At 73.0% G+C, this 14,592-nt stretch carries 12 protein-coding genes; 11 read left to right on the top strand and 1 reads right to left on the bottom strand.

Features of this window, described 5'->3' with window-relative positions:
• The first annotated feature begins 53 nt into the window (after window positions 1-53).
• The 3 genes from ACU6WY_RS12540 (at window position 54) to ACU6WY_RS12550 (ending at window position 3,860) form a co-directional block, all read left to right on the top strand.
• A complete protein-coding gene (locus ACU6WY_RS12540; RefSeq protein ID WP_483819971.1) occupies window positions 54-1,211 on the top strand; it encodes an ROK family transcriptional regulator in 1,158 nt (385 codons plus the stop codon).
• A gap of 60 nt (window positions 1,212-1,271) precedes the next feature.
• The gene (locus ACU6WY_RS12545; RefSeq protein WP_483819972.1) at window positions 1,272-2,525 is read left to right on the top strand and encodes a D-arabinono-1,4-lactone oxidase; all 1,254 of its coding nucleotides are present in this window, start codon (window positions 1,272-1,274) and stop codon (window positions 2,523-2,525) included.
• A 186-nt stretch (window positions 2,526-2,711) separates the two neighbouring features.
• Entirely contained in the window at window positions 2,712-3,860 is a 1,149-nt protein-coding gene (locus ACU6WY_RS12550; RefSeq protein ID WP_483819973.1) for a nucleotidyltransferase family protein, read from the top strand.
• A 13-nt stretch (window positions 3,861-3,873) separates the two neighbouring features.
• Here ACU6WY_RS12550 and ACU6WY_RS12555 read toward each other — a convergent pair whose 3' ends face one another.
• Window positions 3,874-5,196, bottom strand: coding sequence for an O-antigen ligase family protein (locus tag ACU6WY_RS12555; protein ID WP_483819974.1), 1,323 nt, complete (start codon window positions 5,194-5,196; stop codon window positions 3,874-3,876).
• Window positions 5,197-5,227: 31 nt separating this feature from the next.
• Here ACU6WY_RS12555 and ACU6WY_RS12560 point away from each other — a divergent pair, with 31 nt between their 5' ends.
• From ACU6WY_RS12560 to ACU6WY_RS12595, 8 genes are all read left to right on the top strand, one after another.
• Entirely contained in the window at window positions 5,228-6,667 is a 1,440-nt protein-coding gene (locus ACU6WY_RS12560) for an oligosaccharide flippase family protein (RefSeq protein ID WP_483819975.1), read from the top strand.
• 74 nt (window positions 6,668-6,741) lie between these two features.
• Entirely contained in the window at window positions 6,742-7,662 is a 921-nt protein-coding gene (locus ACU6WY_RS12565; RefSeq protein WP_483819976.1) for an NAD-dependent epimerase/dehydratase family protein, read from the top strand.
• On the top strand, window positions 7,659-8,762 hold the full coding sequence (locus tag ACU6WY_RS12570; RefSeq protein WP_483819977.1) for a glycosyltransferase: 1,104 nt from the start codon (window positions 7,659-7,661) through the stop codon (window positions 8,760-8,762). Before ACU6WY_RS12565 ends, ACU6WY_RS12570 begins: the two co-directional genes overlap by 4 nt.
• On the top strand, window positions 8,759-9,841 hold the full coding sequence (locus tag ACU6WY_RS12575; protein ID WP_483819978.1) for a glycosyltransferase family 4 protein: 1,083 nt from the start codon (window positions 8,759-8,761) through the stop codon (window positions 9,839-9,841). Before ACU6WY_RS12570 ends, ACU6WY_RS12575 begins: the two co-directional genes overlap by 4 nt.
• Window positions 9,842-9,926: 85 nt before the next feature.
• Entirely contained in the window at window positions 9,927-10,829 is a 903-nt protein-coding gene (locus tag ACU6WY_RS12580; protein ID WP_483819979.1) for an SDR family oxidoreductase, read from the top strand.
• Window positions 10,830-11,097: 268 nt separating this feature from the next.
• On the top strand, window positions 11,098-12,492 hold the full coding sequence (locus tag ACU6WY_RS12585) for an alpha/beta fold hydrolase (RefSeq protein ID WP_483819980.1): 1,395 nt from the start codon (window positions 11,098-11,100) through the stop codon (window positions 12,490-12,492).
• Complete coding sequence (locus tag ACU6WY_RS12590) at window positions 12,489-14,033, top strand: GMC family oxidoreductase (RefSeq protein ID WP_483819981.1); 1,545 nt, start codon at window positions 12,489-12,491, stop codon at window positions 14,031-14,033. The genes ACU6WY_RS12585 and ACU6WY_RS12590 overlap by 4 nt, the downstream gene beginning before the upstream one ends.
• 158 nt (window positions 14,034-14,191) lie before the next feature.
• Window positions 14,192-14,536, top strand: a complete 345-nt coding sequence (locus ACU6WY_RS12595) for a LysR family transcriptional regulator (RefSeq protein WP_483819982.1) — start codon at window positions 14,192-14,194, stop codon at window positions 14,534-14,536.
• Window positions 14,537-14,592 lie beyond the last annotated feature (56 nt).

The raw sequence follows: 14,592 nt of genomic DNA on the forward strand, positions 1-14,592 counted from the left end.
GGGCCGCGCGCCGCTGACCACCTCGGCGCCGTCGGCCATGGCACAGTGGTCGGATGGTCACGGCGAGCAGGGGCGACGGCATGCGCCGCGCCAACCTCGCGCTCGTGCTGCGCACCGTGCACCGTGACGGTCCGCGGTCGCGCGCCGCCCTGACCGAGGCCACAGGCCTGAACCGCTCCACGATCGCCGATCTGGTGGCCGAGCTCGTCGGCGACGGCCTCGTCGTCGAACGCGCCCCCGACCCCGCCGGGCGCGTGGGACGCCCGTCGCCGACCGTCGCCCCCGATCCGCGGGTGGTCGCCATCGCGGTCAACCCCGAAGTCGACGCGCTCGACATCGGCGCCCTCGCGCTGGACGGCACCCTCGTCGCCCGCGAACGCCTCCCGCAGACCCACCTCCTCACCCCCGAGGGCACCGCGAGCCTCGTCGGCGAGCGCGTCGCGGCGTGGCGTCGCGGTCCGCTGCGCGGCCGTCGGCTCGTCGGCGCGGGCGTGGCGGTCCCCGGCCCCGTCCGCGGGTCGGACGGACGCGTGCGCACGGCCCCGCACCTGGAGTGGACGGATGCCGCCATCGGCGACCTCGTCTCGGGCGCCGCGGGCATCCCCGCCCGCGTGGGCAACGACGCGGCGCTCGGCGCCCTCGCCGAGCACCTGTTCGGCGCGGCGCGCGGGGCACACGACGTCGTCTACCTCAACGGCGGCGCGAGCGGTATCGGTGGCGCCGTGATCGTCGGCGGCCTCCTCCTGGGCGGCGCGGGCGGGTACGCCGGCGAGTTCGGCCGCAACCGCCCCGGCATCCTCGACGCGGCCGACCGGCGCTCCGCCGACGGCGTGCTCGAAGACGAGGTGAGCCGCGCGCGCCTGCTCGCGGTCCTCGGTCTCGACGAGGCCGACGACGCCACCCTCGACGACGCCCTGGCCACCTCCCACGACCCGTCGGTGCGGGCCGAGACCGCGCGCCAACGGCGCATTCTCGCCACGGCTCTGGCCAACGCCGCGAACGTGCTCAATCCCTCGGTCGTGGTGCTCGGCGGCTTCCTCGCCACGCTCGCGGCGCTCGATCTCGACGCGCTCGACGACTCCGTCCGCGCGCAGACCATGCCCGCCTGCGCGGAGGGCCTGCGCCTGAGCGTCGCCGGACTCGGTGAGAATCGCCTGCTCGTGGGGGCCGCCGAGGCCGTGTTCGAGGCGGAGCTGTTCCCCACGCCCTGAGCCCGTGGCATCCGCCCGCCCCAGAAGGGGGGAGGATGGAACCGGACCGACGGAGGACCCATGATCCAGACACGACCTGCCGGAGCGAACTGGTCGGGGAACCACCGCTATCGCGCGGCCGACACTTTGCTTCCCGCCGACCTCGACGAGTTGGCCGCGGCGATCCCGGGAGCGGAGTCCCTGCGCGTGCAGGCGACCCGGCACACCTTCAACGACATCGGCGACACCGAGGGCGCGCTCGTCTCGCTCGAACGGATGCCGGTGAGCATCGAAGTCGCGGGCGAGCGCGTGCGCGTCGAGGGTCTCGTGACCTTCGCGCAGCTGGCCCCCGTCCTCGAGGCCGAGGGGCGCGCCCTGCACAACCTCGGCTCGCTCCCCCACATCTCGGTCGCCGGGGCGACGGCCACCGGCACCCACGGATCCGGCACCCGCAACGGCAACCTCTCCAGCGCCGTGACCGCGGTAGAGATCATGGATGCCACGGGCACGGCGCACCGCATCGACCAGGACCACGCGTGGTTCCCCGCCGCCGCCCTCTCGCTCGGAGCGCTCGGAGTCGTCACGGCGGTGGAGCTTCGCACCGAGCCGACCTACACCGTGACCCCGCAGGTGTACACCGGTCTCGCCTGGGACGCGATCATCGCCGACCCGGAGCGCCTGTTCGCCAGCGCGCGCAGCGTCAGCATCTTCACCACCTGGGGCGACCCCGACGACGACCTCGTCTGGACGAAGGCGGCCGACGGCGACGAGGCCGACGCGCTCCTGCGCGGCCTCGGCGCCCGCCCCCTGCAGGGCCCGCTGCACCTCGGGCGCATCCGCACGGTGAACAACACCACGGAAATCGGCACTCCCGGCCCCTGGCACACGCGCCTGCCGCACTTCCGGGCGGATGCGCTGCCGAGCGACGGAGACGAGATCCAGTCCGAGTACTTCGTTCCGCTCTCCGCGGCGCGCGAGGCGCTGACGGCCGTGCGCGAGATCGCCCCGTCGTTCGCGGAGCAGCTGCTGGTGAGCGAGCTTCGGACCGTGGCATCCGATGGTCTGTGGCTCAGCCCCGCGTTCGAGCGCGACGTGCTCGCCGTGCACTTCACGTGGCGCAACGACAACGCGGGAGTGGCCGCCGTCCTCCCGCACGTCGAGGAAGCGCTGGCCCCCTTCGACGTCCGCCCGCACTGGGGCAAGGCGTTCACCCTGCCGGGTTCCTCCGTGCGCGCCACGCTCACCCATGCCGACGACTTCGCCGGGGTCGCCCGGGAGGTCGATCCGCGCGGGGTCTTCCGCAACGCCTTCCTCGAGCGCACGCTGGAGCTCTGACGCGTCGGGGTTCCCGCGGGGGCATGGCCGGAAGCCGCCCCGCCGACGCGTGACCTAAGCGCCACGAACGGGCGATCCGACGGGTGAAGGAGCCGACGGGACTCCCCGCGCGCGGGGAGCGAGGGGCTGCGGCCCTCCCGGGGCGGTCCAGAGTGGGGGCGACCCGCCCATCATCCGAGAGCCCCCATGCCCGCTGAGCCGACGCCCCGTGCAGGCTGGGTCGCGGTCGCGTCCGGTGCGCTCGACGTCCGCGGCTCGACCCTGTTCGCACCCGAAGCCGAGATCCTCCTTGCCCCGGCGATCCCGGGGGAGGCGATGTGCCTGACCGGCGCGGGCGCGGCCCTGTGGCGCCGGCTCGTCGAGGACGGTCCGCTCACGGTTCTCGACGAGGGCGAACGGGCGATCGTCGACGAGATGTCCGCGCTCGGCATCGCCGCTCGCGATGCCGACCATCCGGCGCGGATCGCCCACCTCGACGTGCCCGTGCTGTCCTCGCCCATGCATGAGCTCGTGTACGCCGTCACGGCGCGCGTCGCCACCGCACACGGCATCCCGTGCGTCTTCGTCAAGGGACCGGCGCTGCACCATCAGGGTCTGCGCGACCGCGAACACTCGGGCGACGTCGACGTCTGGTGCCACCCGCGGCAGTGGAATGCCCTCGCCGAGGCGCTCACCGCGTGGGGATGGCGCCGCGAACCCGATCCCTGGCACGGCACCGCGGTGCATCACACCGCGACGATGACGCCCCCGGGGTGGGGGTGCGAGATCGACGTGCACCGGCGCGTGCCCGGGCTCGCGCTCGACGACGAGCAAGCCTTCGAGGCCGTCGCTCGACGGTGCACCGCCGTCGTCTATGCGGGCGTGGAGGTCGCCGTCCCCCGGCGCGACACCCACGCGGTCCTCGCCGCGGTGCACGCGGTGCGCCCGGAGATCGGAGCCGGCGCGCGCTCCGCGGCGGCCTCGACCGCGGCCGCGACCATGCTCGCCGCCGCCGCCGGCAGCGCGGAACGGGCGTGCGAACTCGGGGCGGTCCCGGTCCTGCGGGCGGAGCTGAGCGGCCTCCTCCCCGCCGAGGTGCTCGACGCCCACGCGTCCGCGCGGCCACACGATTGGCACTGGCGCGGCGAGCCGAACACGGTGCGGGCGTACTGGCACGCCCTGCGCGACGAGCCGGCGAGCGTGCGTCTGCGCGTTCTCTGGCGCTTCGTCTGGCCGCCGGACGACATCGCCCTGGCCTCCGCCCGGCACGCCGGGGATGCCGAGACCGGCCCGAACGCGGCGCGGTGGCGTCGTCTGACGCGGGGAATGCGCAGCGTTCTCCGCCGCCGCCGCTGACGGGCCCGGCGAATCAGCGACGGCCCTGCCGACGGCGCCGCTCCGCCCGCGTCGTCGGCGGCGCCTCCTCGACGGCCTCCTCGCGCTCGATCCCCCGGCGGGTGGCGAGGACGAAGAGCGGAATCAGCACCGACGCCGAGAGCGGCCCCCATCCGACGAGAGCAAAGGGCGTCTCCGTCGCCCCCACCGCCAGCAGGCCGAGGACGAATGCGATTCCGACGACGGAGGTCGATCTCACCGGGTCGCCCGCAGAGCCCGCGAAGGCGAGGAAGAGGACGACGAGCCATCCCGCCAGCACGAACGCGCCCCCGAGGACGAGCGTGGTGAGCACGAGGTTGTGGCCGTGGCTGGCCGCGCTCGAGAGGGCGTCTCGCAGCGCGGCGTAGTTGTCGGCGTACCAGTGAGCCCCGAGGCCGAACAGCCCGTGATCGCCGAGGGCGGCGCGGTTGTGGATCCAGATCGCCCCGCGATACGTGTACGCCTCGGGGTCGGTCTCGCGGAAAGGGAGGCTGATCACCGTGATCAGCGCCCCCACCGCACCGACCCCGCTGACGGCGAGGAACGCCGGACGCGGGAGCAGGCGCGAGAGCAGCAGCACGGCGACGATCACCCCCGCCCCCACGAGGGCCGTTCGGGACGAGGTCAACACCAGCGCCCACGCAACGACCCCGAACGCGGCCCAGCGGAGCGGCCACCACGGGAGGAGAAACACGAACGGCAGCGTGAACGCGAGATACATCCCGAGGATGTTCGAGTGCGAGAAGATCCCCGCGAGCAGCGGAGCGCCGGTGATCGACTTCTCGAACAGCCCGACGCCACCCGAGATGAGCACCGTCGAGGGCGACAGGTACATGACGACGATCGAACCCGCGGCCACCACGGCACCGACGTACCCCAAGACGACGAGATCGCGCGGTTTCACCCGCACAGTCACCAGCAAGACCCCCGCGGCAGCGGTCAAGAGCAGGCCGAGGCTGGGCGGACGTCCGTGCAGGAACTCGTTCGCCGCGAGCAGCAGACCGGGAAGCGCGACCACGAGCAGCCCCGGGCCAGACACCCGCGAGAAGAGCAAGAAGAGCAGCGCCGCCGCCGCGGCGACGACCGGCACGAGCATGCTCCCGACGTCGGAGATGGCCGCGGCGAGCGGCGCCGTGGCGGTCTTTCCCTCGATGTAGCGGGAGCGATCCGTCACGAGCGTCTCGATGAGGGGCCCGACGAGGGAGTACGCGCACAGCAGCACGACCATGATCCGCCGCGCCACCGGGGAGTCGACTAACCCGTTCGCCGTGGCGGACGGCGGAGCGGAGGGGCGTCGTCGACTGGCTAGCGTGCTCACGGCCGACACCGTACAGCCCGAGAGGGGCGCCATGACCTCGAGTTCCGTCGCCTCTCCGCGTCGCCGCGGCGCGGTCTTCCTGCTCGGCGCGCAGTGGGGGCGGTATCTGTCCCAGATCGTCGGCATCGTCGTGCTGGCTCGACTTGTCGGACCGGCCGATTTCGGCATCGTCGCCATCGGCGCCGCGGTCGCCGGGCTGGCCGCCGTGCTCGGCGACTTCGGACTGAGCATGGCGGCGTTGCGTGCCCCGGCGCTCAGCGCGCAGCAGCGGACGAACCTGTTCTGGACCAATACCTCGATCGGCCTGCTCGCCGCCGGTCTCGTGCTGGCCGTGGCGGTGCCCGTCAGCGTCGCCGTCGGCGATGACCGTCTCGTCGTCGTCCTGGCCCTCCTCGCGCCCGCGTTCGTCCTGCGGTCGGCGAGCGCCCAGTTCCGCGTCGAGCTCAACCGTTCCGGGCGCCTCGGCCGTCTGGCCGCGTCGGAACTGACCGGGGATCTCCTGGGCCTCGGCACCGCGATCGTCTTCGCGCTCCTCGGGGGCGGGTACCTCGCACTCGCCTCGCAGGGGACCGTCGCCGCGCTCATCACGCTCGTCCTGGTCGTGGCGCTGACACCGTGGCATCCGGGGCGCCCCCGCCGCGGAGCCGACATGCGCGGCCTCCTGACCTTCGGGGGCCACACGTTCGTCGTCCACCTGCTGAACTACGCCTCCACCAACGTCGGCATCGTGATGCTGGGGCGCACGACCACGGATCAGGCGGTCGGTCTGTTCAGCCGGGCGATTCAGCTGGTGAATCTTCCGATCGATCAGCTCATCACGCCCCTGACCCGTGTCGTGGTCCCGGGCCTTTCGGATGCCACCGATCCCCCGCCGCTCGTCACCCGACTGGCGAGGTATCAGACGCTGTTGAGCTACCCGGCTCTGGCCTACCTCAGCCTCTTCGCGGCCACCGCGGAACCCGCCATCACCGTCGTGCTGGGCGGGGAGTGGACGGGCGCCGCGGTATTCGTCCCCGTCCTCGCCGTCGGCGCCCTGTTCCAAACCCTCGGGTACCCGCAGTACTGGGCGTTCGTCGCCACGGGCAGGTCGGGGCTGCTGTTGGCGTGCGAAGCCATCGGCCGGCTCCTGATGATCGGACTCGTGATCACGCTGTCGACAATGGGGCCCCTCGGCGTCGCGACGGCGATGGCGATCGGCCAGTTCGTCCTGTGGCTCATGGCGTTCCTCCTCCTGCCCCGGGCAGGCGTCTCGTCGGCGACCCTCGCCCGAGCGGGCCTCCGACCGGTCGCGGTCTTCCTCACGTCGTGCGCCGTGGCATCCCTCGTCGATGCGTGCTTCTTCACCCCGCTCGACGCGGGAGGGCGTCTGCTCGCGACCGGGGCGACCTGGGCCATCGTCGTCGGTGCGCTGCTCTTGCTCGTCGCCCGCCGAGACCTCCGCGCGCTGGGGGGTCTCACGCGCCGTCGCTGATCGGCGCCGCCCGTGAAGTCGATTCGTCGAGAGGTTCCCATGCCGCGCACCGACGACGCCGAAGTCCGCCGCTGATGGCGCGGTGCCTCGTGATCGGCGCCAACGGCTTTCTGGGCGCTCGCCTCTCGGACGCGCTTGCCCGGGCCGGCCACGACGTGACGGGTTTCGATCGCTTCAGCCGTGGCATCCGCGCGTTCTCGTCTCCCGACATCGCGGTGATCGCCGGAGACTTCCTCAATTCGGCCGACCTGGCCGCCGCGCTCGAGGGCCAGGACTACGTCTTCCACTTCCTCTCGACCACGACGCCGGCGACGGCCGACAGCGAACCCACCGTCGATCTGCGCACCAACGTCAGCCAGAGCATCGAGCTGCTGTCCCTGTGCGTCGCCGCCGGCGTCCAGCGGGTGTTCTACGCCTCCAGCGGCGGCGCCATCTACGGCCCGCAGCCGCGACGCGTCTTCGCCGAGGACACCCCCCTCGCCCCGGTCTCCCCGTACGGCATCGGCAAGCTGACCGTCGAGCGCTACCTCGACTACTACGCCACGACCGCCGGGCTGGATGCCGTGGCCCTGCGCATCTCGAACCCGTACGGCCCGCACGCCAACCCGGCCAAGCGCCAGGGCATCATCCCGCTCACGCTCGACCGGATCCGCCGCGGCGAGGCGGTGGTGCAGGTGGGCGACGGCTCCATGGTGCGCGACTACATCCACGTCGACGACCTCGTCGCCCGCGTCCTCCGGATGGTCGAGACCCCGCCCGTGCACCGGGCCTACAACCTCGGCAGCGGCCACGGTCACTCGGTCGCGGAGGTCTTCGCCGCCATCCGGACGGTGGTCGGCCACGACTTCGAGATCGCCGTCGTTCCCAAGCCCGCGACCTTCGTCGACCACGTCGTTCTCGACGTGTCGCGGTTCCGCCGAGAATACGGCGCCGACGACGACCAGACCCTCGCCGAGGGGATCGCCCACACCTGGAAAGAGATGGCGACGCGATGACCCGTGTGCTGCACGTGACCGAGGCGATGAGCAGCGGTGTGCTGAGTCTGGTCGACAGTCTTTCCCGGCGCCAGGCCGAGGAGGGCGCCGAGGTCGGCGTGCTCTTCGCGCCCCGCCCCGACACCCCGACCGACGCGGTGCTGCGCGCGCGATTCGACCCTCGCGTCGGGCTGGAACGCGTGGCGACCGGCGGCCACGTCCGTGATCTCCGCGCGCTCTCCGCCGCCGTGGTGCGTCGCGCCACCGAGGTCGACATCGTGCACCTCCACTCGAGTTACGCCGGCGCGGTCGGGCGCCTCGCGCTGCGGCGGAGACTGCCCGCTGACCGCGTCTTCTACTCTCCCCACGGCTTCGCCTTCCTGCGCCTGGATGTGCCGGCACCCGTGCGCCACGGCATCCGGGGCCTGGAGCGCCTGCTCGCGCGCCGCTCCACTCTGGTGCTGACCTCGCCCTCGGAGTACGCGCTGGCCGAGAGCGATCTGCGCCCCGCTCGCGCTCACCTGCTGCGCACCGGCGTCCCCTCCGACTCCATTCGTCTACAGCCGCGCGCGGTGGCACCCGACCGGCGTCCCGTCGTCGGCATGATCGGGCGCGTCACCGCGCAGAAGGCGCCGTGGCGCTTCGCGGCGGCGGCCAGAGCCCTGTCGGGACAGGCCGATTTCGTGTGGATCGGTGGCGGATCCGAGCGCGACGAGCGGCGGTGGTTCGCCGACTCTCCCGTCCGTGTCACGGGGTGGGTCTCCCCGGAGCAGCTGACCGACCTCATCGACTCGATCGACGTCCTGCTCTTTCCCTCGCTGTGGGAGGGCATGTCGCTCTCGCTCATCCAGGCGCAGGCGCAGGGGATCCCCGCCGTCGTCTCCGACGTCGTCGGCAACCGTGACAGCGTGCAGCACGGGCTCACGGGGTTCGTGTGCGCCGACGACGACGAGCTCATCGACGCCACCGACCGGCTGCTCGCCCACCCCGACCTCCGCGCACGAATGTCGCGCGCCGCGCGGGAGTGGGCTCGCCACGCCCTGATCGACGACGCGATCGGCCGCGATTCCCTGGAGCTGTACCGCCGGACCGCGGAGCACGCCCGAGCGAGCACGGTGTGATCGTCGTCAACGCCCGGTTCCTCACGCAGAAGACCACCGGCATCCAGCGGTTCGCCACCGAGATCACGCGCGAGCTCCTCGAGCTCCGATCCGATGTCGTCCTCGCGGCGCCGCGGGGCACGATCGACCTCGCCGGGCTCGACCCCGCCGCCCTCCAGCGCGTGGGGCGGCTCACCGGTCACGCGTGGGAACAGGTCGACCTGCCGCTGTTCGCGCGTCGGCGGCGTGCGCTCCTCCTCGGCCTCGCCAGCACCGGTCCCGTCTGGTACCGGCCGCAGGTGTCGACCCACCACGACATCACCTACGTCCGGCATCCCGAGAGCTTCGGTCGGCGCTTCCGTGCGCTGTACGGAGTGATCGTCCCGCGGTTGATCGCGCACAGCGCGCATCTCCTCACGGTCAGCGACTTCTCCCGGGCCGAGATTGCGCAGCACTTCGGTGTCGCACCCGAGACCTTCACCGTCGTCGCGAACGCCGCCGACGAGCGATTCCGTCCCCGCGGGCCCGGCGTCGACGCCGCGCCCGGACGCTACCTCCTGGCAGTGTCTTCGCCCAACGCGCACAAGAACTTCGCCCGCATGATCGAGGCCTTTCAGCGGGTCTCGCGCGCGCACCCGGATGTCGAGCTCCGGGTGGTGGGAGGACAGACGCGCAGCTTCTCCCGCCAGGAGTACGGCGACCGCACCGCGCGAGTACGGTTCCTCGGTCGCGTCGACGACGATGAGCTCGCCGAGCTGTACCGCGGCGCGCTGGCCTTCGTCTTTCCGTCGCTGTACGAGGGGTTCGGCATCCCCCCGCTCGAGGCGCAGCGGTGCGGGTGCCCGGTGATCGCCGCGCGCGCCGCGTCGATGCCGGAGGTCCTCGGGGACTCGGCCCTGTTCGTCGATCCGTACGACGTCGATGACATCGCGCGGGCGATGTCCACGGTCATCGATGATCCGCGGGTCCGGGACCGGCTGGTGGCCGAGGGGGCGCGCAACGCCGCCCGGTTCTCGTGGCGCGCGTCGGCCGAGCGGGTCTCCCGCGTGCTCGACGACGTCCTCGCCGTCGCCGCGGCCCCCGCGCACCCGTTGCCCTGACGCCGGCATCGACGCGGGGCGAGTGGCATCCCCGGATTCGTCAAGGGTGCCGCCGTCGACAGTGACGCGCCCTACTCTCACGGGCATGAGCACCGAACGCGACCAGTTCACCTTCGACAACCCCGTCACCCGCTACGCCCGCGTCGAACCGCCCGTGCAGCACCAGCCGGAGCCGGGCGTGCAGGCCGACATGACCCCGGTCCCCGACCTCGGCGAGAAGACCTACCGCGGCCTCGGCCGGCTCGTCGGCCGCAAGGCCCTCATCACCGGCGGCGACTCGGGCATCGGGGGCGCCGTCGCCATCGCCTTCGCGCGCGAGGGCGCCGACGTCGCGATCGTCCACCTCCCCGACGAGCAGCGCGACGCCGACCACGTTCTCGCGCAGATCCGGGATGCCGGCCGCACCGGCGTCTCGATCGCGACCGACATCACCGACCCCGGCGCGTGCCGTGCCCTCGTCGCCGACGCCGTCGAGGCGCTGGGCGGGCTCGACATCCTCGTCAACAACGCCGGCAAGCAGGTCATGGTCGAGAAGGTCGATGACCTCTCCGACGAGCAGTTCGAGCAGACGTTCCGCACGAACGTGTTCGCCCCCTTCTGGATCACCAAGGCCGCGCTCGCGCACCTCCCGGAGGGCGGGACGATCATCAACACCGCGTCGCTCGAGGCCTATGTTCCCGCCCCCGACCGGCTCGACTACGCCGCCACCAAGGCCGCGATCAACAACCTGTCCAAGGGGCTCGCCCAGCAGCTGGCCTCCCGTGGCATCCGGGTCAACGTCGTCGCGCCGGGACCCACGTGGTCGGCGCTGCAGGTGAGTCAGGGTGTCTCCGACGAGCAGATGGAGCACTTCGACGACGAGAGCACGTACCAGCGCGCCGGGCAGCCCGCCGAGATCGCGCCCGCGTTCGTCTTCCTCGCCTCGGCGGAGTCGAGCTACGTCTCGGGCGAGACGCTGAACGTCAACGGCGGCATGGTCACGCCGTAGGCCGCGGCCGGGGCGGGGCGGGTGCCCGCGGCGAACCCGGCGCGCCGCGGGCCGAACTCCTGAGCTTCCGCGCTCGTGCGGCCCCTTTTCGGCGGCTGCGGGGCGGGACGGCCCCGATTCTCAGGAGTTCGGCCCGCAGACTCGGGGCGGCCGCCGCACAGCCCAGGTCTGCACGGACCGGATACCCGCCCGCGGGCCGGGCCTTGCGCAAAACGTCCGCTCCCGCAACCGGCCCCTTCCCCACCGCCGAGTGCGGGAGCGTGAGGATATGCCCACGCACGAAGCCACCCCGGGCGAGGCGCCCGTCACCCTGTACCTGCTCCACGCCCTGGGGGCCAGCTCCGCCTCCTTCGCCCGCCTCGGCGAACTCCTCGAGGGGCGGGTGCGCGTGCGCGGGATCGATCTGCCCGGTTTCGGATCGGCCGCGACCGCGCCGGATTCCTCGCTCGACGAGACCGCCGACCACGTCATCGAGGCGCTCTCGGCCCACCCCGGCGGACGATGGATGCTGGGCGGCCACAGCATGGGCGGAAAGATCGCCGGGCTCGTGGCATCCCGTGTCCTCGGGGGCGAGGCGCCGCTGGCCGGGCTCAGCGGCATGGTGCTGATGGCGCCGTCCCCGCCGCGCCCGGAACCCATGGACGAGGAGCGGCGCGCCCTCATGCTCTCGTGGGTCGCCGACGGCGCGATCTCGGAACAGGATGCCGAGACCTTCATCGACCAGAACACGGCCCGGCCCCTCGACCCCGCGGCGCAGACCCTCGCCCTCGCCGACCTGCGCCGCACCTCGCCGACGGCGTGGCGGGCGTGGCTGGAGACGGGGAGCCGGATCGACGCCCGTGACGAGGTGGGCCGCCTCGACCTCCCGGTGCTCGTGCTGGCGGGAGAGGACGACGCCGACCTCGGTGCGTCCGCGCAGCCGGAGCTGCTCTCGGGTGTGTACCCCCGCGCGCGGTTCCACTCCCTCGCCGATACCGGGCACCTGATCCCGCTCGAGCGCGCCCCCGAGGCCGCCGCGGCGATCGCCCACTTCGTGACCGACGAGGTGCTCGCCGGCCCTGCGATCCCCGATGACTGGGCGCGGCTCATCGCCGGCGACCGCGTGGACGCCCTCGCGCGCGGCGCGCTGAACCGCCGGGCCGTCCCCGACGACCGCGGCTACGCTCCGCGCGTGCTCGATCTCGCGCAGCTGACACTCCTGCGCGAGATCGCCGACCTCGTCGTGCCCCAGGACGGACCCGCGATCGACATCGCCGCCCGGGTCGACGCGCAGCTCGCGCGCGGCGACGGCGACGGGTGGCGCCGTGACGGCCTCCCGCCCGACCCCGAGGCGTACCGTGCGGGTCTGACCACGCTCGCAGCGGTCTGGCCGACCGACCCCGTCGAGCGGGAGGAGGTGCTCCGCACCGCGATCGAGGGCGCAAGCACCGCCGAGGGCCCCCTGGATGCCGAACTCCTCGCGGCGTGGCTCGAGGACGCCCGTGTCGACCTGGTGCGCCAGTGGCTCGCCCACCCCGCGAGCATGGCCCGCACCGGCTTCGACGGTTTCGCCACGGGAGGAACCCTGCCCATCCGGGGGTACGTGCACCTCGAGCTGGGGCGCCGCGAGGACTGGGAACCCGCCGGTGTCGGCGGAACGATCGCGACGGGAGACCCCGCGTGAACCTGGACGGAATGCGCACCTACGGCGCCGACGACATCGTCGACGTCGTCGTCGTCGGCACGGGAGCGGGCGGTGCGCCGCTGACCGCCGAGTTCGCCCGGCGGGGGCTGTCGGTGGTGGCGCTGGAAGCCGGCCGCGACTTCGCGCTCGACGACCTCACCGCCGACGAGATCGAGGCGCTCGAGATCAACTGGATGTCGGAGCGGCTGAGCGGCGGCGAGGATCCGGTCGCGTTCGGGGCGAACAACAGCGGCCGGGGCGTGGGCGGATCCACCCTGCACTGGGGAGCGTTCAGCCCGCGCCCCGATGCGCGCGACCTGCGGCTGCGCTCCGAGACCGGCGAAGGCCGCGACTGGCCTCTCGACCCCGCCGAGCTTCTCTCGTACGTCGCGCGGGTCGAGGGTGACATCGGGGTATCCGGTCCGACGCCGTACCCGTGGGATCCGACGCGCGAGTACGCCTACGCCCCGCCGGCCCGCAATGCGTCGGCGAACCTCGTCGCCCGCGGGTGCGAGGCCCTCGGCATCCGGTGGGCCGACGCGCCCGCCGCCGTGCTCACCCGTGCGCGGCTGCAGGACCACCACGGCGAGCGCGGCTCGTGCGTCAACTGCGGCGCGTGCCACCAGGGGTGCCGAACGGATGCCAAGGCCACCACCGCCAACACCTACCTCCCGGCCGCGGTGGCCGAGGGGGCCGAGATCCGCACCGGCGCGATGGTGCACGACATCGAGCTCGACGCGCGCGGGCACGTCGCCGCGGTCGTGTACCGGCAGGGCGGCGTCGACGTGCGCCAGCGCTGCCGTGCGCTCGTGCTCGCCGGCGGAGGCGTCGAGACCCCCCGCCTGCTGCTGCACACCGGGATCGCCAACGGCAGCGGGCACGTGGGCCGCAACTTCCTCGCGCACGGCGCGACGCAGGTGTGGGGCCGGTTCGACGAGCCGGTCCGGGGGCACCGCGGGTATCCCTCCGCGGTCATCACCGAGGACATGCTGCGCCCGGACGACGCCGACTTCGCCGGCGGATACCTCGTGCAGAGCCTGGGCGTCATGCCCCTGACCTTCGCGACGACGGTCGCCCGGGGCGGCGGGTTGTGGGGCCGTGAGCTGATGCAGCGTCTCGACCAGGCGCAGCACATGGCGGGGATCGGCATCAACGGGGAGTGCCTGCCGTCGGACGGCAACCGCCTCGAGCTCGCCGACGAGACCGACGAGGTCGGCATTCCTCTGGCTCGGGTGAACTTCACGGCCGGGCCGAACGAGAAGGCGCTCGACCGGCACGCCACCGCTTTCCTGCAGCGGGTGATGGAGGCGGCGGGCGCGCGCGAGACCCTGGTGCTCTCCCGCTCGGCGCACACCGTCGGCACGTGCCGCATGTCGGCCGATCCCGACGACGGCGTCGTGGATGCCGACGGGCGCTCGCACGAGATCCCGAACCTGTGGATCTGCGACAACTCGGTGTTCCCCTCGGCCCTGGCCGCGAACCCCGCGCTGACGATCATGGCCCTGTCGCTGCGCACCGCCGACCGCTTCCTCGCGGCCTGAGGCCGCGCGCGGCGGGGGCTGGCGCCCGCGCTGAGGACACACGTTCGGGTCGAACGCACACGCTGCGGACGTCTGGAACGTGGGGCTTCGTCCCGAACGTGTGCTCTCGGCACCGCGCGCGGCCGGCAACCGGCGAGGCGCGGGAGAGAATGGATGCCATGAAGCTCGCGCACCTCGTCCGGTTCGCCGTCCTCGCCGAGGAACTGCACTTCCCGCGCGCGGCCGAGCAACTCGGCATCCCTCTCGCCTCGCTGTACACGACGATCGACAAGCTCGAGGAGGAAGTGGGGCAGCCGCTGGTGTCGCGGACGCCCCCCACGCTCCTGACGCCCGCCGGGGTGTTGCTGCTCGACGAGGCGCGGGCGCGTATCGCCGACGCTCCTCCACAGGCCGCCACGGCGCCCCAGCCGCAGGGCGGCAAGGCGCGCGCATCGAAGGGCAAGGGCCGCGCCCCGATCGTGAAGGGTCAGCCCAAGCCGTACAAGAAGCGCCAGGGGCGCTGACGCTCCGGGGCCCGCACCCGGCACCCGGCACCCGGCATCCGGCATCCGGCATCCGG

It is taken from the genome of Microbacterium sp. ZW3a (assembly GCF_057167165.1).